The sequence below is a fragment of the Brevibacillus borstelensis genome (assembly GCF_003710865.1).
Classification (GTDB): Bacteria; Bacillota; Bacilli; order Brevibacillales; family Brevibacillaceae; genus Brevibacillus; species Brevibacillus borstelensis.
In genome coordinates, this window is the sequence record NZ_RHHO01000028.1 from 1 (window position 1) to 18,075 (window position 18,075).

Here is an 18,075-nt window from a genome sequence, read left to right on the forward strand (position 1 = left end):
ATTTTCATTTGCAGTTGACAATGGTGAAGATATCACTTCTCATACCGTCTCAAAGCTCTATATCGAAGAAGTACTCTCTCAAATACCAGAAAAAGCTCGTTTTATCATTTGTAGTATTGTCATCGACGGACAAACAGAAGAAGAAGTAGCAAAAAAATTAAAAATCTCGAGACAAGGAGTGAACAAATGCAAAAACAAATACCTTCGAATACTCAAAGAAAAAATGACTCCTTTTACATGACTTTTAAACTTGCAATGGCAGGTGATAACCAAGCTATGATGGAAGTTATTGACTTTCTACTCCCTGATATGGAATACCTTGCAAACTTTATTAAATTACCTAGAGAAGAATCTATTCAAGAAATGAAAGCCGCTATGATTGAAGCCATCCGCCAGGGAGAAATTCAACTATGATACCATCTGATTTGATAAATGTGCTCGCCGTTATCGTCTGCTTTTTAGTTCTAGTAGTCACATGTAACCATGTGGACTTGCAAGTTAGAGTAAAAAATATTCTTGACTTACACTTAAAAACAAATAAAGAAAAGAAGGAAAATAGTGAAGACGAAGATCAATTTCCATCGTAGTTTGTGAATGTAGAAACAATACAATCAGGGTTTCTTCTCTTAAATCTATGTTAATTATAGGAAATGAGAGGTGTACTGCCAAATGGCGGAGGTTGTGTTAATTGGCTCATGTGCCGTTCTAGTATTCTTATTTAGTGGTCAAGTAATTTTATTAAGACGAATAAAACAAAAGATTAAATAGTTCTCGAAGTACACTTTGAGCTATCGTACAGTTTACTTTGATAAGCATTGTAAAATAAACAATAAACATTCATTTTGAATTTTATCATCTGTTTACTACAACTTCAGATTCTATCTTCTGAACAGGGGGAAGGAATATCATTCCGTGGAAAATGGTCGAAGATTCAGGGTCTGTAAATAAATTTATGTAAAATCAAACATACCAGTATATAAGGTTTCATTCCCTAATTAGAAGTTCTCCCTTAGAACCAATCGAGTCAAAGGCGTAGGTAAAGCGAACCTATGACCCTAATTGGAAGAGAAAAATCAGAAAATTATTAGGGGGATGAAACCTTTTCATATATTTAGGTTGATTGAGTTTACTCGAAAATCTTGACAGACCTAATTGACGCAACCCGTCCATTTCCAGTAAGATGTCCGTCATCAATGTAGAGCATTTGAGATGAGCCTCTACCTTAGATAACTTCCTATCGGTTACTTTCCGAAATTCCAGTGGTAACTCTCAATAGCATTCGGATTTAAAATCAACCTTTGAATCTCCGATAGGGATTGACAAATTGCTCAAGATATAAATTGAGAAGGATGTTTAAAATGATCCCGTACTTTTAAAGCTGTCTGCTCCGGTGGAACGTTATAAATTGGGTTAGGTTTCCATATAATCTTACTCTTACTTGTGGAATACATACTTAATCGAGTTTCTATTCTGATATATGATTAACTTGTGGATTTCAAACTTTAGATAGGAAACTGATATCACTTCAGTACCCTTTCAAATTATTAACGGATGTGATTCATATACTTGACACTACGGTTCTTTTTCAACTCATTGAGCACCAGAAGCCAAAACTTCGTCGCTTCGTTTTCCCACTCTAAACTCCTAGTGCGATGCCAATACTTGTTATATATTGCTACTCTGACTTGGTTCTCCTTAAAGTTTATCGCCTCAATTCCCTCCATAAAAAAAACGGCGTCCTTCCCCCGGACGCCGCCATCGGCACAAGAACCCGTATCCCCGTTTTGTTGCAATTACCTCTGGATGATGTCGCGTACACCTGTATAGATAAGTGCAGCGGAAAATACCAGTATCGAGATAATGCCCAGTCCATCCACGACAGGGTTCAGGCCGGAGAGGAAGGAACCTTCCAGAGGCGTTTTCAGAAAAGCATAGCCTCCGACCAAGCCGCCAAGAAGCGAGAGCCATTTGTTCATCTGTGCGTCACCTCCCGTTCACCCAGCTCTAACTTCTGCTGGATTTACTACACCCTATGCGAGAGGTGGCCAAGCGGTTTAGACAGAAGTACAAGGCGTGTTCATCAATTTGCAATTGGGCATTGCTCTTCCTGTAAGGTACAATAGAAGCAGCGAGTCAGTTGAATTGACCATTTCCTCTTCAAAGGAGCGATATACGTTGCGTACCTTCTTATTGCTTGGCGCGATCAACGGTTTTTTGTCCGTTGCACTCGGCGCGTTTGCAGCCCATGGCTTGAAGCAAAAGCTGGATGAGTATTTGCTGGGCGTCTTTCAGACCGGCGTTACCTACCAGGCCACACATGCTCTCGCCTTGATCGCGGTTGCCTTGCTCATCAAGTTTTTCCCCGGTTCCTCCACATTGACCTGGGCAGGCTGGTGCTTCTTTTTCGGCATTGTCCTGTTTTCCGGCAGTCTCTATGCCCTCAGCTTGACCAACATCAAGGTGCTGGGTGCGATTACCCCGTTCGGGGGCGTGCTTTTCCTGGTCGGCTGGGCGCTGCTTGCCATCCAGGCGTGGAAAACAGCTTCTTAACCTACTCATTGTCTTTACATCATGCGGCTTCTTCTTCGACGGAGAAGCCGTTTTCCATTCTGCAACAGAATTCGGACTGCCGCGCCTCCCTGTTCGCCAGGCTGCCGCGATTTTGAGCAGACGCGGAATTGACATCTTCAGCGAAAATGCCTAGCACGGCACCCGGGCCTTTGCCATATCCTGTAGGTGAGTTTCCCCGAAGGAGCGAACCGGATGGCAAAACACCCGTTTTCTCATCAGCCGCCTTACTTTTACGGCATGACAGATATGTACATGCAAATGGGCTTTTACCCCTATCCAGGACAGACAGCCGAAGAACATCCCGATGCGAACGTTGGCATCCCTTTGCCCATGGCCATGGCCATGCAATGCAAATACTACCTCGGCCAGACCGAACCATTGACAGCGGGGGGCGGCACTTCTGCCTGGGCGGCGCTGGTCAATCCGCTCCGCTCTGAAGTCCATCTGTTCGTAAATGAGTATGTAATCACGAACCGCTCTGCCGCCTATCCGGCTGAAGCGCAGCTTTGGTTCGGCAAAGCCGCTTCTCTCGGCAATCCTACCGTATCCCAGTTCGTCACACCCGGATTTGTGCAGCTCTCCCCCTGTCCACAGCCCCAAGGTCAGATCGTCTACGATACCGGCCCGCTTCCCATGAACGGCACTGCCTCGGCTACGCGGGTCGTCTCTCCCAGCTCATCCGTCGCCGCCGAAAAAACCGGCCATTGGATACTGGGTCCCGGTACAGCTCTGCTATTTTATTTTCCCGGGGAGGGAGAAGCTGTCGATTTGATCGTTTCGCTCGGATGGTGGGAGCAGCCGATGTACCGATAAAAACCGCTACACGTTGGCGGTTTTTTCGCGTCTTCATGCACATCCCAATCCAAGTCGCAGAACAGTCGGGAGGCCTTTGAAACGATAAAAGCTGTTGCCAGAAAACGACTCATTAGTCCGTTGCTATCCGCGGCTTCTGCCTTCGACCACCCAGGTAGAGAGTTGTCGCCAGCAGCACCAGATCAAGCTCATACCCGCTTTTGCCTCCGCTTCCTATCAAGCCGTTTTGCCATTTTACCGTAACAATGGCACCGATCATGATGGCTGCCAGCGCCCATGCCGCATAGCGGGTGGCGATACCGAGGATCAACGCCATTCCTCCGAGCAGTTCCACGGCCAGAACAGGATAAGCCAGCCATTCCGGCAAACCGTAGCCGACAAACGATTCTCCGACCGGCTCCATCCCCTTTTTCAGCTTCGCAAGGCCATGCGCCCAGAAAACCAGTCCGGTTACGAACCGCAAAAATAGAAACGACGCCTGCTCGATCCCCTTTCCCCAAGAAACGGCTGCTGTGTCGTCTTCCTCCATCCGTTTCTGCATCTTTGCGACCTCCTTTTCTCTTTTTCTACTACTCTATGCTCCCTGTCGGACAAACAGGAAAAACCCGAACAGAAAAAGTCCGGGCTTTCGTGACGGATTCGGTGCTGCATATGGCTCTGATTCGGCTTCGACTCTGCATGCCGTACTGCGTTCGTAATCTATTTGGCACTGCATACGATATTACACCAATATCTCACGTTGGCATCGTTCGTCCGGCTCAACCTGCAGATACTGGACTGGCCAACCTGCGTTGCTTCTTTTCGTAAAGACTGCGCCCCGCTCCGTAAAACACGAGACTGATGACGGCGAGTGCCGCCATGACGAGGAACATGACCGTTCCCCCATAAGTGGATAAAATCATGCCGCCGGCCCACGGGCCCAAAAAATTGCCCAACTCACTAAAGCTTTGCGCTCCATAATAGGTTCCCCTCATGTGTGCGGGAGAAATCTGATCGATCTGGGCGTATTCTGCTGGAACGATCAATATTTCACCAAGAGTAAATACAATCATCGCAATGATGAATGAGCTCCATTCCTGGGAAAAGGCAAAGCCAACCTCGCCTGCAGCCATCAAGAGCACTCCCCCGACCATCCGGCGAAACAGCGTTAAGCGCTCTGCCCATCTGGTCAAAGGGGCCTGCAGCAGCAGAACAGTCACTCCGTTGACGCTCATCATCACGCTGAATAAAGCCACGCCCTCCTTGATGTTCTGCTGCAGATACTGAGAGAGTGTGACGGACATCTGGCCATGTACCGTAACCAAGAGTACGCCTCCGAGCACAAACATCAGCAGGACGACATCGCGGCCAAGCACCTGCCACATCTTTGCAACTTGCGGTTTTTCCGCCAACTGGCCGGGCGCGTCCCCTACCCGGTACTTTTTGCAAACATACGAGAGCAATCCGGCGAACAGCAAATAGGTCATGGCAGTCAGCACAAACGTGAAGCCGCTGCCCGCGATTCCGAGAAAAGCCCCCAGCATCGGCCCGATGGAGAAGCCCAGGTTGATCGCCAAATACCGGTTGGCGAAGACGCGAAACCGCTTGTCCTCCGGTGTCAAATCTCCCATCAGCGCTTTGGATACGGTACCGAAGAAGGCGCTGGCCAATCCCCTCAAAATACTGTTGAGAAGGAGTATGAACGGGTCGTTGGTGACGACAAATCCGGCGAAAGCGACTGCCATCAAAAGCATGGACAGAAGCATCAGCTTTCTGCGACCGAACAAGTCGGACAGCAGGCCGCCCAGAAATCCTCCGACCATTCCGGCCAAGGGACCGGCACCGATAATCACGCCGATCTCTGCAGGCGACAGCGACGTCGTCTCGCTCAGCATAATCGCCAAAAACGGCATGCTCATCGACTGCGTCAGCATGACGAATACGGTGCCTGCCATCAGCAGATGGACAACGGGATGTTGGGCGGCCCACGCTTCTTTCAGCCTGTTCATCGCTCGCTTCCTCCATCGTAGAAGTATTGCGACAACATGTCAGGCAGTTTGGCAAAGACCGCGTCCCGTATGCTATAGCCCTGCACCGTTGTACTGTCAGCGTAGTGGGCGCGGATCAGGCCTGCCCTGCGCAAAGCCGTGACATGGTGATGAACGGTGCTTTTGGCGAGCCCGACTGCTGCCTGCAATTCGCTCAATGTGCATGTTTTCTGGGCCAGCGTACGAAGGATGAGGAGGCGCTTCTCGTCAGCCAGGCATTGGGTAGTCGCCAATAGCTGCCTCACTGGGTTTTGTTTCACAATTTCTCCGTCAATGACCGGGTACAAGACCGTCGCCATGCCGCGATAAAAGTCAAGAATCGTGGTCGGTGTACAGTGAGCCTGAGGAACAAGCACGACGCGTTTGAGACTCTCTGTCGGCTCGATCCAGATGCCATTTGTCGCTTCATCGATCAAGAACGGCGCCTCGATGCTCTTTGCCCGCTCCCGCAAGTATCCCGCGCTTTCTTTCAAAGAAGCCAAAACAGCCTGCTCCTGACGGGAAAAGTAATGCTCATTCCAGCTAGACAAAAGCCTCAAGGAGCGATCACGAATTTCTCCCAAATTGAGTGGAATAGAGTCGACCCACGGTGCCATCCGCTCATACATCTCTCCGGCAGGCAGCGAGCCCAGCCAGTCAAGGAATTCGCCGACCGTCTCCTTTCGGGGTGACTGTGCAGCCAAAAGAACGATCCGGTGGAGCACCTCCCAGCGCTCATCCTCCAGTTCTGCAGCAAAGGACGCTGGCAGCAGTTGTTTTGTTTTTTCTCTCCAGGCAGGTTCGAGAAAATAGCTTTTCACTTCCTTTTGATGGGTGTATGCATAAAAGCTGGTTATACATTCGTACACAGGAGAGAATTCGATATATATAGAATACATATTTTTCATTCGATCACCATCGAATATTTATTTGATGATTCAACTTTACCCCTCCTGTTTGTTTTTTGTCAATAGGAGCACTGGATCCCTGGCGTCCTTCCCGTTTTGCATCTGGCATTACAAGGACGTGATGCGACTGGTTATCTGCTAATTTTTAAAATGTGAGTGCGTTTTTCATGTTGACGAATGTGAACAGGAAAATATATACTAAACACGATATTGATAATGATAATCGTTATCATATATTTACTTTGGAGGTCTCATATGAAATCTACAGTTATCAAACGTCTTTACAGTACAACCTTGATCACCGCTTTCCTGTCGGGATCGCACATCGCTCTTGGTGTTCCGTTTGCTGCACATGCCGAACAAGCTAGCGCAGACAAAGCAGCGCTTAGCGAGGTTAAACAGACGGATGCAGCGCCGTCAACGGTAAACCAGGCAAAACAGGCTGAGGCAGCGGCATTCACACGAAACCAGACTGAACAGGCAAAAGCAGCAGCATTGACGCTTGCTCAGGCTGAAGACATAGCGCTAAACAACAGCATCGATCTGGCCATGCTGCGGCTTGATGCCGATTCAACCTATTACAAGACACGCCAGACTTTGCAAGAAAAAGGGGCCATCAAGAGCGGCTCGATAAAAACGCTTGATCAGGCAAAAAAGAAGTACGAGGAAATGGCGAAGGCACGCAAGGACCTCGTCCATAGCCAGGCTGCGATGAAAGCACAAGAAAACACTTTGCGCCTGCAAGTGCAAAAAGCTTACCTTGACGCGCTGTTTGGCAAAGCACAGCTCGACTTGCAAAAGAAAAGCATCAAGCGACAATTCTGGTCTTCCGCTCCAAGTGAAGAAACGCAAAAAAACATCGAAAATCTCGAAACCAACCATAAACAAGCTTTAGCCAAGCTAAACGAACTGTTGAATGAGAATCCGTCCAAAGAGTGGAAGCTGGAGGCAGCCGATGACTTGACGAATGACAAACTGCCCGTTCTTGAGGAAATCCAGAAAGCCGCGTACGAAAAACGCCCGGACATCGTAAAAGCGATAGCCGAGAAAACATTTGCCCAGGAAAAAATCGATTACCTCAAAGATTATTCCGCTTTGAGTACATACCTCGGCAAAATGGCTAGAAACGACGGAAAAAAAGCGGAGCTTCTTTTGCAGCGAGCAAAAGCAAAGGCGGATCAGGAAATCGCGGAAAGCTACAAGAAAGCAGTTGCGGCCAGACAAGCTATGGAGGAAAGCGCTGAAAGCAGAAAATCGGCAGAGAAGCGTTATCGCGCCGTTCTGTCAAACTATCACAACGGGAAGGCGGCTCTTTCGGAGTTGGCCCAGCAGGAGAGCGAATTGTTGGAGCTGGAGACAAGGCATGTTGAATCCATCTACCAGTACAACACAGCGGTAGCTACCTTAAAACATTCGATCGGGTATTCATCGTATTAATCGTCCAACCAGCTATAAATACTCCCAACCTTTTTTAACGAACAGGTTGGGAGTTTCACATTCTCCCTCACAAACATCAATCAATGACAAAAAGGCTCCGGCAATTAGCCAAGGAGGATGGAAACAACACGGAAAAAAACACGGGACAGCTCCCGTGCACCAAGTCACACAAACGGCGGATTCCACATTTTCTTCCGCCAGCCCATTTTCAGAGAAACGACGTTTAGCTCCCGGTCCAGACGAACATCCACGCCAAAGGGAAGCTTGCGATCGTACCAGAACCGCACGTCGCTCCAGGTCACTTCATAACCGTCGTGAATCTCTTTCCACGTCACATGGACCCGCTGGGCAAACCCGAGAAAGGCCCTGACCCCGTCGACTCCCATCGTGGCCCGAATAATCTCATTCCTCTGCTCCTTCAGGTAAACCTCCTCTACATATATGTGCTGATACTCCACTTTTCCCGTATAGAAGTGGCGGTCCGTTTCCACGACAAACCTCCAGAAAAACGGATGAAAGCTGGGGATCACATGATACACCCCGTCCAGGCCAAACTGGCCTTTCACACGGCGAATCAGCAGCTGATGCTGGCAAGCCCGGACGGCAATATAGCCAAATGATGCCAGATAGACAATCGCGAAAATCGTTCCCGGCTCTCCGTGAAAGAAAATCCACCATACCAGCCCACCCGCATGCAGCACAAACAGGAACGGCTCGAAAATGGCCAGAATGTCGAGGTGGACCCAGCGCTGTGACAACGGACGCAGGCACTGGACGCCGTACGTATTCAGCATATCGAGAAAAACGTGGAGGATGACCGCAGCCAAAGCCCACCCATACAAGAGCCAGAGATGACCCCACAAACCGTAACCGGCAGACACCAGCAAGGAAATAACGGCCGGCCACAGGAACAATGCCGGGATTGAATGCGTAACCCCCCGGTGATAGCGGATGTAGGTTGTCTGTCCCTTGACCCGGACCACCGTGTCAAAGTCGGGTGCATTTGAACCAATCACAGTCGCAGCCATGACCGCTTGCGCCAATACCGGATCGCTCGCGACGCCCGGACTCAGGTGGGCAAGGCCCCCCAAAGTAACTCCCAGCAACAGATGACTTCCCGTATCCATGACGATCCCTCCCAAACGTTTTTTGCTGTACGCATAGCCTCCTGCAACAGCGCTCTCCCTATTTCCTTTCTCTTTCTCCCTCTCCCTCAACTGTACGGAACATTCGTAACTCCTGAATCAATGCAAGGTAAAGGTTTCTTTAAGAAAGCGAGGGGCTGTCCGATTTACGAGCGACAAAAAAACCGCCGGGGCATACACCCTGACGGTTCCTTTACTAGTAGCTGATCAACGCTGCCAGCAGCAGCCCCGCCGCAATGCTCAAGCGGGAAGCAAAGATGCCGACTGATACGTTTCCGTTTGGAATTTCCGAAACGACTTTAAATGGAGTGAGCCATTCAAACAGGTAAAAGACGAGAACCTGAAAAACGACCCCGACAATCCCCCAGAGCAAAAGGTCCAGCAGGTTTACGGAATGGTAAACCGCAGATCCGAGCACGATCGCAAGCCCGATGATTTTTCCCCCGAGATCATGGGCCGCCGCTTTGGCTGCAGCCATTTTTTTCGGATCGTCTGTCTGCGATCCATTCTTGATCAGTTCAAATTCCTTGTACGGAGTCGTAAAAGTAAATACAAAAATACCTACTCCCAAAATGGGAATGGTGACAGCCAAATAAGAAAGAAAGTTTAATAGATACCCCACTTGTGAGTCCATGTCGCTCTCTTCTCCCTCCTTTATTCTTGTAGGCCTACCGGCAAATAGTAGGACATGTTGTTGGTGATCGGCCCTCCGACACGGGCAATGATTGCCGATGCCTCTCCGCCAATCAAAAACGAGCCCCAGAGCAGCCGCCCTTCGCGTTGTCCTTCAGATGTTCTTACCGTAACGACGGGAAGCTCCACGCGCTTTTGGTAGATCATCTGCTGGTCCCAGTAAAACTCCTCCTGGTCCTTCTCTACGACGCTGCCTTCCGCATCGAACAGCACGACCCCGCCTCCTTCCCGCCCAAAGACAGGCTTGGTGACGTAATCGGCAACGCCCGCGAACCGGTTTTCAAAATAGGTCGGCAGCATATACGTTGCAACAATGTCATGCTCTTCCTGCGAAAAAAACTCGCCCGCTTCATGCAAATTCCAGATCAGGGCCTGAACAGCCTTGGACTGGAGCAAAAAGGCCGAAGGCGGATTGATAATCGCCAGCTTTTTATCTGCGATCAGCTGCAGCACATGCTCGCCGGTCGGGTAGCCGTCCTCGTCTCTCTCCTCTGCGAGCTTTTCCAGGGCATGCAGCCGGTACAGGACATCCACAGGGGTCAGGTCCTCGCCCTCGAGCACGTACAGCCGGTCCTCGAAGACACGCAGCTGCTCGAGTCCGGCAAAGCGGGCTGGCAACCCGGACTTTTCCAGAAGGTATTGCGTCGTCCCTTTGTCTTCTTCATGCCAGTCAAGCGCGCTGAACCAGATGTGCTTCGTCCGGTACCCCCGTTCTTTGTAAGCTTCCAGTATGTTCTGAAATGACGGAGCAAATCTCTTCTCCATCCCCTGGTTTGGGTTATTTACTCCAAAAGCATGGCAGACGTGCTCATTGACGCAAAAGGCTTCCACAATCCCCGTTGGCGTATCGCTGTTGTACTCCAGCATTTTCAACCCTTCTGCTGTCTGGGCAAAGTCGAAACGGCCGACGACCGTCGCAGGAATCTGCGGGATGGCGGTTCGCACAGCTCGCAGTGCTGGTTGCGGCACACCCAGCTCAAGCAACAGAGAGTCATCTGCCTTTTGCAGCACGGGCACCGTTTTTGCGAAAATTACGGCCAATTGCTTCGTCGCCAAAGCCAATTCCTCGCGAAAGGAGCCTGTGATCAGATGAATGTCGGCCAACGCGTATTCTTCGCCGTACATCCAATCCCATGTAAACACGCCTTCCGTCCTCAGAGGACCGTATAAACGTTCCCGATCAATGTTGTGCGGCGCTGTCATCTCTCACCCCGAACTGGACGTTCCGGAGCTGCCGATGCCGCCCTTGGAACCGCTGCTGATGCCTGATGAGCTGCTCTTGTCTTTACTGCTGCTGGAATGGTAATAGTGAGAGGAGCTCGATCTCGAACCGCCCCCGCCATCATCACAATATCCATCATTGTCCGCGTCATAGCAATCGTCGTCATAGCCCCCCGACGAGCAGCCGCTGATCGTCAATGCCGCAGCCACGAACAGTCCGACTACTTTAGCCGTCTTGGTTTGTGTCATCATCTTTCCTCCTACGCTGACGGCCGTGCGTAATAAACATACACGCGCCGATCTTCATCCACCTCTGCAGATGTCTTTTCCCATTCGCGACCGTTCAAAGTAATATAGTCGCTTTGCAACAGCAATAGAACATCGTCGTCATCCTTGAAGGAGTACGTATGTATAAGCGGGTATACATTGGTTCCTTCCTTGTACTCGCGCAACTCAATCTGAATGCTGCCCCAGCGTGCTGCCGCTGTATCGACGTAGTCCACGGCCTGCTCCTCCGCAGAATACCGGACATAAATGACGTAGCACCCCGGCTCAGTCGCGCAGGACGTCTTTTCAAACACGACGTGACCCTTGACCAGGTAATCGCAGGCAAACCGCAAGGAAATCTCGTCCTTGTCAATCCCGTCGTAATAGTACAAAACCGGATAATCCTTTTCCTCGTCAAGCAGACGGTATTCCAGTCGAGCCATCCTTTTCACCTCCACGTAACAGAATATCAATATTTACGGATATGGAAATGATTTGTTTCTCCTATTTTTGATAAAAAATGGTTTGGCAGCAGGACATTTTTGATGTCTCTGTACGCTCAAGCTGGCCCTTCCCATCGAAGGAAAACGTTCCGCACCAAAAAAGATCCGACCATTCACCGGCCGGATCTTGCTATTGGGACGTTTCCTACACCGTCTCTTTTTCCGTCAACCGCAGGAATTCATCGATGTCGGCTACCGCCAGATCGACGGCTGTCTGCCAGAACTCCACAGTCGTAATGTCCTCGCCCAGGTGGCGCATAGCCAGCTCCTCGACGGTCATCCGCCCCGTATCGCGCAGCAGGGCGTCGTACATGTCGGCAAAGCCGGGCCCTTCCTGCAGCGCGCGTGCATATACGCTCAGGCTGAACAGATAGCCGAAGGTGTACGGGAAATTGTAGAACGGATAGGTGGTGATATAGAAATGCAGCTTGGACGCCCAGAAATGCGGCTCGTACTCGGAGAGCGCATCGCAGTAGGCTTCTTTCTGCGCTTCGACCATCAGGCGATTCAGCTCGCCGACGCTGACCAGTCCTTTTTTCCGCTGCTCGTAAAAACGCGTCTCGAACAGGAAGCGAGCGTGGATGTTCATAAAGAAAGCGACGGTCTGCTGCAGTTTGTCCTCCAAAAGGGAGATGCGTTCCTTGTCGCTGGCAGCGTTTTTCACAGCCGCATCGGCGACGATCATTTCCGCAAAGGTGGACGCCGTCTCCGCCACGTTCATCGCGTAATTTTGCGCCAATTGCGGCAAACCGCTCATGACCTGCTGATGATAAGCATGACCGAGCTCGTGCGCCAGGGTCGATACGTTTTTCGCAGTTCCAGCGTAAGTCATGAATACGCGGGATTGGTTTCTCACCGGGAAGCTGGTGCAGAAACCCCCGGGACGTTTGCCTGCGCGATCCTCTGCCTCGATCCAGCCTTCCTCGAATGCACGGCGGGAAAATTCAGCCATCGCCGGGTGGAAACGGCCGAACTGCTCGAGGATAAAGGCAGCCGCTTCATCATAAGAAACCTGTTTATGTTCTTTGGAGATCGGTGCGGACACATCGTACCAGCTCACTTTTTCCACACCGAGCAGCTTCGCTTTCCGCTCCAGGTACGCAACCAGGCGGTCCTTGCGGTTGTTGATCGCCTGCCACATCGCATCGAGCGTTTTTTCCTGCATTCTGCCGATGTCAAGCGGCTCGCGCAGAACGGATTCCCAGCCGCGATGGCGGTACAGCGCGAGACGGAAGCCTGCCAAATGGTTGATCGCTTTGGCAAACAATTCTGCTTCTTTCGCCCAAGCTTCTTCCCACTTGGCAAATACGAGAGCGCGGACGGAACGATCCGGATGGTTCATCAGATTGGCCGCTTGACCGACTGACAGTTGTTTCGTCTCCCCGTCGATCTCCACTTCAATCGTCATGCGTCCTACGACTGCATTGGACAAATCCTGCCAGGCATGATATCCGTCGACAGCCAGATCGGTAGCCAGCATCTCCTGTTCAGGAGTCAGCTTTTCCTGAGCCCGTCTGCGCCGTTCGTTCAACGGAAAGGCGATCGGCTCCACATCCGGTAGCTGCAGGATCGCATTCCATGATTGCTCGTCAATGTTCAGCAGGTGAACATCCCATGTCGTCAAAACGGAGGCAAACGCAGCGGACAGACTTTTGACCCGTCCCCCGAGAAGCGTAGCCTGCTCGTCCCGGACGTTCTGGGCTGTCAGGCAGGAAATAAACGCCCCCGCTTCTTTCAGGCGAACCGCAATGCTTTGCACAGTAGCGAGTACGGCTTGAAACGGTGACGGCTCAGAAAGGGAAAGTCCTTTCTGTGTTAACTGAGCGCGCAGTGCGGCAACCTCGTCTTCCAGTTGGCCCAAAAATGTACGAAACGCTTCCGAGGCGCTTCCGCCTGGAAAAAACACATCCAAATCCCAACGCTGTGGTAATTGCTTTGTCATTATGTACCCCTCCCCCTGTCATTGTAACCCAATGGTTTCACCATGTGCAGAGTATTTCCAAAATTTTGTAGAAGCAAGGATGTCTTCATTTGCTGTCTCTATATTATAGGAAGAAAATATTTTGGGATGGAAGAAAAAATTTGATAAGAGAGCAAACATATCCGCCTCACGTCAGGAATGCGCCTGTCAAATGCGCAAGCTGTATCTATTAGGAAACGCTCACCACTGGGGATCGGGCGGAATGAAACAAAGAAAAGCCGTTTTCCCAAGTGGCAGGACAACGGCTGTTTGAGAGCGGCTTTTAAGTACGGTTTTTAAGCGCACCTTTTTGTACCGCAATCCATTTTCAATCAGGATTGCCCGTAGTAAAAGGACGCAATTTAGCCCGTCCCTTTTTTTCCAGCCTCGTAATAATCCAGCACAAACCGGGCGACCCGATCCCGGTCATTCACCGAAAACACAGGCACCTCTGGATGTGCAAAAGCATCCCAGCTAATCACAGCGACCACACCCGATACGAGCGAGAGCAGCTGCTGATCCTCCGGACGGCGCAGGACGACCATTTTCGGGTAGTTCTCCCGCTTGAAGCCTTCGACCAGCACCAGCTCGGCACCTGCTGCTGCCATCCGCTCGATCAGCTCTGACAAAGGCAGCGGCCGCTGCTCCAGCATCGCCGTTTTTGTCCGCGATGTGATCGCCACCAGCGAGGCTCCCGCTTCTCTGTATGTCCACGTATCCTTGCCCGGCTGATCCCATTCAAAGTCATGCCCGCCGTCGTGCTTGATGACACCTACACGTATGCCTGCCTCCTCGATAAGCGGGATCAGCTTGGCCATCAATGTCGTTTTGCCCGAATCGGAATAGCCTACGATCTGCAGGACGACCGCTTCCCTCGCCATCCGTCACTCCTCCCTCGACCAGCCCGGCATGACATGACAGATGACCTCGACGACCTCTCCGGCCAGCTTGCCTCTGCCTCCCGGCGGAATAATGGCAAAGCATTCGCTTTTTGACATGGTGCAAAGGTTTCCCGCTTTGTCGTTCCAATCAGGCCATACGTACAAGCTCCCCTTTTCCTCTGTCAACTTGCCCCGCAAATACCGGGGATACGGGCAGGGCTTGTCGTACGTCTCGCCCAAAAACGCTTTGATCCGCTTCGTTTGGACCTTGCCCTCACCCAAAAGCGACCGCAAAACAGGGAGCAGGAAAAGGTGGGCGCCCAGAAAACAAGCGCCCGGGTTGCCCGAAAGCGCGCAGATGAGCTTGTTTTGGTAGAGCAGCGCCGTGGTCGGACTGCCGGGACGGATCGCCACTCTGTTAAACAAAAGGCTCACATCCGGCTCGTCTGTCAGATAAGCCATGACATCGTAATCCCCCACGGAAACGCCTCCGGACGTGACCAACAAATCGACCTGCTCCAGGCACTCTCCGATGCGCTTCTTGGCGAGCGGCAATTCATCGGGAAGCCCTTCGAACAGGACCGGTATCCCGCCTGTCTCCGCGATCATGGCAGACAGCATGATGGCATTGCTGTTGCGAATTTTTCCCGGCACGAGCGGCTCGTCTACCTCCAAAAGTTCCGTGCCGGTCGACAGCAGGCCGACCCGGGGCTTGCGGACCACCGGCACCCGGGCGTAGCCGAATGTAGCCAGGATGGCAAGCGTACCTGCATTGATGCGCTCGCCCGCTTTGGCTACAACGCTGCCCTGCTGCATTTCCTCCCCCTGGCGCGAGAGGTTTTCACCCGGCGCAAGCTGGCGCTTGATTCTGACCTCCCGCGACATTTCACCCGGCTGCTCTGTCTGCTCGAACATGATGACTGCATTGGCCCCGGGCGGCAGCATCGCCCCGGTCATGATCCGGCTCGCCGTCCCCGGTGTCACTTCCTTTGCCGGTACATCGCCGGCCGCAATCGTTTCCACTACCTGCAGCGGGACGGGCTGCTCCACGGTAGCACCTGCTGTATCCTCCGCCCTCACGGCAAATCCGTCCAACGGGGAGCGGTCAAATGGAGGCAGATCGCTCGTAGCCGTAATATCTCTGGCCAAAATGCGTCCGTATGATTCGTATATGTCGACCTGTTCTTCCTCCAGCCTGCCCAGGTCGGTCAGCAGCCTGCCGACCGCTTCCTCCACGCTGATCGTTTGTCGCTGAAAGCGCATGGTTTGTTCCTCCTCCTAGATGTTCCCTGCCTCGCGTATCGCAAGCCCGATTAGCCGACGTCCACTTCCAGATCCTCCACCCGCTTTTCCGCGTACTTCAAATCCTTGCCTGCTGTAAATCGGTCCGCTTTTTCCACTTTCACAGTCGTATTGTATTCGGGAATGCCCGCATACTTTTCGTAAACGCCTTTGGGAATGAGCACATTCCCCTCTGGCCAATACACCTGGATATTTCCCTGAAGCGTATCTGCATACTTCGCCTTGCCCTGAAACGTTCCAAACTGATTATACACGACGATCGGCTCCCCCTCCCGAATATGCAAGCTTTTGGCATCTTCCGGATGGATCAGAACGTCGTAGCGATCCGCGTCGTTAAAGGGGTCTCTCTCACTATATACCATGGAATTGAACTGCTTGCCTCTGCGGGTCGTGACGAAAAATTGACCATTCGGCCTCTGCAGCTCAGGCAGCTCGATCGGAATCAGATTGGCCCGCCCGTCGGGAGTCGGACAGACGCCGTCCTCGCACAACCACGCCCCTCCCCATTGGAAGACATCGCCCCGCTTTTTGAGATGCTGGATGCCGTCGTAATTCGGATTGGCCAGGGCGATCTCCTCCCGTATCTCCTGCGCGCTGGAAAACTGGATCAAGTGCTTTCGCTTGGGGTCTACCCGGCAGGCCAGATCGACATAAATCTCCCATTCCGCCCGGGCCTCCCCGATCCGCGGCCCCTCTACCTCGGCGCTGAAATAGACCATCCGCTCCGTACTGGTCGAGGTGCCTCCCCCCGGCTGTTCATAGCGGGTCATCGCCGGCAGGACGATGACCTCCTCCTTGGCGTCCACCAGCGTAGAAGTGTTGAAAATGATGTCCTGATGCACCCGCAGCTCGACGTTCTCCAGACATTTCTTCATATAAGAAGGATCAGGCATCGTCTCGAGAAAGTTTCCTCCGCTGGTGTAAAACAGCCTCGTTTTCCGCTCGTGGCCGTTTGGGAGCAAAGCATTTTCCAGCGAGACGCCGACGATGTCCCCCTGCCACTTCGGAATCGAAAAGCCCCATATCTTCTCGAGCCGGCTCCAGCTTTTTTCATCAAAATCTCCTCCGGGCAGACTGAACGGGTCGGCTCCCATCTCGCCCGAGCCCTGTACCCCGGAATGCCCGCGGATCGGCATCACGCCGCAGTGCTTCCGTCCAATGAAGCCGCGCAGGATTGCCAGATTGGCCACCTGGGAGATGTTGTCCGTGCCAAAACGGTGCTGCGTCAAGCCCATCGACCAGACGAACACTCCTGATTTCGCGCGTGCCAGCAAGACGGCGAACTCCTTCATCCGCTCCCGGCTCGTTCCCGCCGATTTCTCCAGCGCCGCCCAGTCCTGAGCCAAGACATGCGCCTTCAATTCATCCAGTCCGTTTGCATGATGGGCCAAAAAGTCGTGATCGAGCGCCGCTCCCCGCTCGGCCTCCTCCATCTCAAACCAAATCTTCATGACTCCGTTCATGAAGGCGATGTCGCCGCCTATATTGACCTGATAAAAATCGTCGACGATTTTGGTGCCGAACAGAGCGCTGTCAGGGATGGACGGAATCCAGTACTTCTCCATCGCCGGCTCCCGGTACGGGTTGATCAGGATGATCTTCGTCCCCGCTTTCTTGGCCGCATACATATACTTGGTGGATACAGGCTGGTTGTTCGCTGGCACCGAGCCCCAAAAGACGAGCACATCTGTCCCGATCCAGTCCTGATAGTTGCAACTGGACGCTCCGATGCCCAGTGAGCGTTTCAATGCCGTTTTGCTCGGAGAGTGGCAGATTCGGGAGGAATTGTCGATATTGTTCGTTCCGAGGAAACGGGCCACTTTTGCTGCCGTATAGTACACTTCGTTGGTTATGCCGCGGGAGGTCAGAAAAAACGCCAGCTGCTTGGGAGAAATGCCTCTGATCTTGGAGGCGATGCGGTTTAAGGCTTCGTTCCAACTGATGCGGGCAAAGCGATTTTCACCAGGCTTGCGGGAGAGCGGGTAGGGGATGCGGCCCAGCTTGCGCAAATCTGCGCTGGACAGCTTCCTCATTTCTTCTACATTTTCAAGCCATTTCGGATCGATGGCGGGCATCGTATTGAGCCGCAGCACGTTCAGGCGCGTCGTGCACAGGTGAGCGCCCTTCAGCGTCTGATCGGACAAGCCGGAGACACCGAGCGCACAGCCGTCGCACACTCCCTGCGTCAGGATGCGGTATGCGTATGCGAGGTTATCCCGATTCTCGTAGATGACCTTCACCGTATCTCGGATGTGATGCGGCTTTACCTTGCCAAGTCCCATTGGAACCAGAGATGCCCACATAGAAGGTTTCCAGGATGTATCAAGCTTAATGGGACCGTTGTGCTTCGTCTTTCCCATGACACTCG

At 52.1% G+C, this 18,075-nt stretch carries 17 protein-coding genes and 1 pseudogene; 5 read left to right on the top strand and 13 right to left on the bottom strand.

Annotation, left to right across the window (positions count from 1 at the left end):
- Together EDM54_RS26770 and EDM54_RS26775 are read left to right on the top strand one after the other, a co-directional pair.
- Window positions 1–241, top strand: a pseudogene (locus tag EDM54_RS26770) (hypothetical protein); the annotation flags it as partial.
- Window positions 242–276: 35 nt separating this feature from the next.
- Window positions 277–414, top strand: a complete 138-nt coding sequence (locus EDM54_RS26775; RefSeq protein ID WP_221175479.1) for a hypothetical protein — start codon at window positions 277–279, stop codon at window positions 412–414.
- Between the two features lie 1,379 nt (window positions 415–1,793).
- On the opposite strand, the gene EDM54_RS13850 is transcribed toward EDM54_RS26775, so the two are convergent.
- Window positions 1,794–1,976 (bottom strand): hypothetical protein, encoded by a 183-nt coding sequence (locus EDM54_RS13850; protein WP_003388175.1) that lies wholly within the window; start codon window positions 1,974–1,976, stop codon window positions 1,794–1,796.
- A gap of 199 nt (window positions 1,977–2,175) precedes the next feature.
- Here EDM54_RS13850 and EDM54_RS13855 point away from each other — a divergent pair, with 199 nt between their 5' ends.
- The gene (locus EDM54_RS13855) at window positions 2,176–2,550 is read left to right on the top strand and encodes a DUF423 domain-containing protein (RefSeq protein ID WP_024983513.1); all 375 of its coding nucleotides are present in this window, start codon (window positions 2,176–2,178) and stop codon (window positions 2,548–2,550) included.
- A gap of 213 nt (window positions 2,551–2,763) precedes the next feature.
- The gene (locus tag EDM54_RS13865) at window positions 2,764–3,384 is read left to right on the top strand and encodes a DUF6143 family protein (RefSeq protein WP_003388177.1); all 621 of its coding nucleotides are present in this window, start codon (window positions 2,764–2,766) and stop codon (window positions 3,382–3,384) included.
- A 112-nt stretch (window positions 3,385–3,496) separates the two neighbouring features.
- Here the strand turns inward: EDM54_RS13865 and EDM54_RS13870 are convergent, their stop codons facing one another.
- The 3 genes from EDM54_RS13870 to EDM54_RS13880 all read right to left on the bottom strand — a co-directional run bounded on the left by EDM54_RS13870 (window position 3,497) and on the right by EDM54_RS13880 (window position 6,298).
- Window positions 3,497–3,925, bottom strand: coding sequence for a DoxX family protein (locus EDM54_RS13870; protein ID WP_081924304.1), 429 nt, complete (start codon window positions 3,923–3,925; stop codon window positions 3,497–3,499).
- 217 nt (window positions 3,926–4,142) lie between these two features.
- Window positions 4,143–5,372 carry an MDR family MFS transporter gene (locus EDM54_RS13875; RefSeq protein ID WP_122958360.1) on the bottom strand — a complete coding sequence of 410 codons (1,230 nt, stop codon included), beginning with the start codon at window positions 5,370–5,372 and terminating at the stop codon, window positions 4,143–4,145.
- The gene (locus tag EDM54_RS13880) at window positions 5,369–6,298 is read right to left on the bottom strand and encodes an ArsR/SmtB family transcription factor (protein WP_122958361.1); all 930 of its coding nucleotides are present in this window, start codon (window positions 6,296–6,298) and stop codon (window positions 5,369–5,371) included. Before EDM54_RS13880 ends, EDM54_RS13875 begins: the two co-directional genes overlap by 4 nt.
- A 255-nt stretch (window positions 6,299–6,553) precedes the next feature.
- Between EDM54_RS13880 and EDM54_RS13885 the strand changes: the two genes are divergently transcribed.
- On the top strand, window positions 6,554–7,735 hold the full coding sequence (locus EDM54_RS13885; protein ID WP_003388181.1) for a TolC family protein: 1,182 nt from the start codon (window positions 6,554–6,556) through the stop codon (window positions 7,733–7,735).
- Window positions 7,736–7,899: 164 nt separating this feature from the next.
- On the opposite strand, the gene EDM54_RS13890 is transcribed toward EDM54_RS13885, so the two are convergent.
- From EDM54_RS13890 to EDM54_RS13930, 9 genes are all read right to left on the bottom strand, one after another.
- Window positions 7,900–8,862, bottom strand: coding sequence for a metal-dependent hydrolase (locus tag EDM54_RS13890; protein WP_024983517.1), 963 nt, complete (start codon window positions 8,860–8,862; stop codon window positions 7,900–7,902).
- A gap of 214 nt (window positions 8,863–9,076) precedes the next feature.
- A complete protein-coding gene (locus EDM54_RS13895; protein WP_003388183.1) occupies window positions 9,077–9,514 on the bottom strand; it encodes a DUF350 domain-containing protein in 438 nt (145 codons plus the stop codon).
- Window positions 9,515–9,534: 20 nt separating this feature from the next.
- Window positions 9,535–10,776, bottom strand: coding sequence for a glutathionylspermidine synthase family protein (locus EDM54_RS13900; RefSeq protein WP_039070802.1), 1,242 nt, complete (start codon window positions 10,774–10,776; stop codon window positions 9,535–9,537).
- Between the two features lie 3 nt (window positions 10,777–10,779).
- Window positions 10,780–11,043: a hypothetical protein gene (locus EDM54_RS13905; RefSeq protein ID WP_003388186.1), complete on the bottom strand. Its 264-nt coding sequence runs from the start codon at window positions 11,041–11,043 to the stop codon at window positions 10,780–10,782.
- Between the two features lie 11 nt (window positions 11,044–11,054).
- Window positions 11,055–11,504, bottom strand: coding sequence for a hypothetical protein (locus EDM54_RS13910; protein WP_003388187.1), 450 nt, complete (start codon window positions 11,502–11,504; stop codon window positions 11,055–11,057).
- Window positions 11,505–11,709: 205 nt separating this feature from the next.
- Window positions 11,710–13,506 carry a M3 family oligoendopeptidase gene (locus EDM54_RS13915; RefSeq protein WP_024983519.1) on the bottom strand — a complete coding sequence of 599 codons (1,797 nt, stop codon included), beginning with the start codon at window positions 13,504–13,506 and terminating at the stop codon, window positions 11,710–11,712.
- Between the two features lie 380 nt (window positions 13,507–13,886).
- Window positions 13,887–14,405, bottom strand: a complete 519-nt coding sequence (gene mobB / locus EDM54_RS13920) for a molybdopterin-guanine dinucleotide biosynthesis protein B (protein WP_122958362.1) — start codon at window positions 14,403–14,405, stop codon at window positions 13,887–13,889.
- A gap of 3 nt (window positions 14,406–14,408) precedes the next feature.
- The gene (locus tag EDM54_RS13925; RefSeq protein WP_003388190.1) at window positions 14,409–15,668 is read right to left on the bottom strand and encodes a molybdopterin molybdotransferase MoeA; all 1,260 of its coding nucleotides are present in this window, start codon (window positions 15,666–15,668) and stop codon (window positions 14,409–14,411) included.
- A 50-nt stretch (window positions 15,669–15,718) separates the two neighbouring features.
- The gene (locus EDM54_RS13930; protein ID WP_003388191.1) at window positions 15,719–18,067 is read right to left on the bottom strand and encodes an FdhF/YdeP family oxidoreductase; all 2,349 of its coding nucleotides are present in this window, start codon (window positions 18,065–18,067) and stop codon (window positions 15,719–15,721) included.
- Window positions 18,068–18,075: the final 8 nt, after the last annotated feature.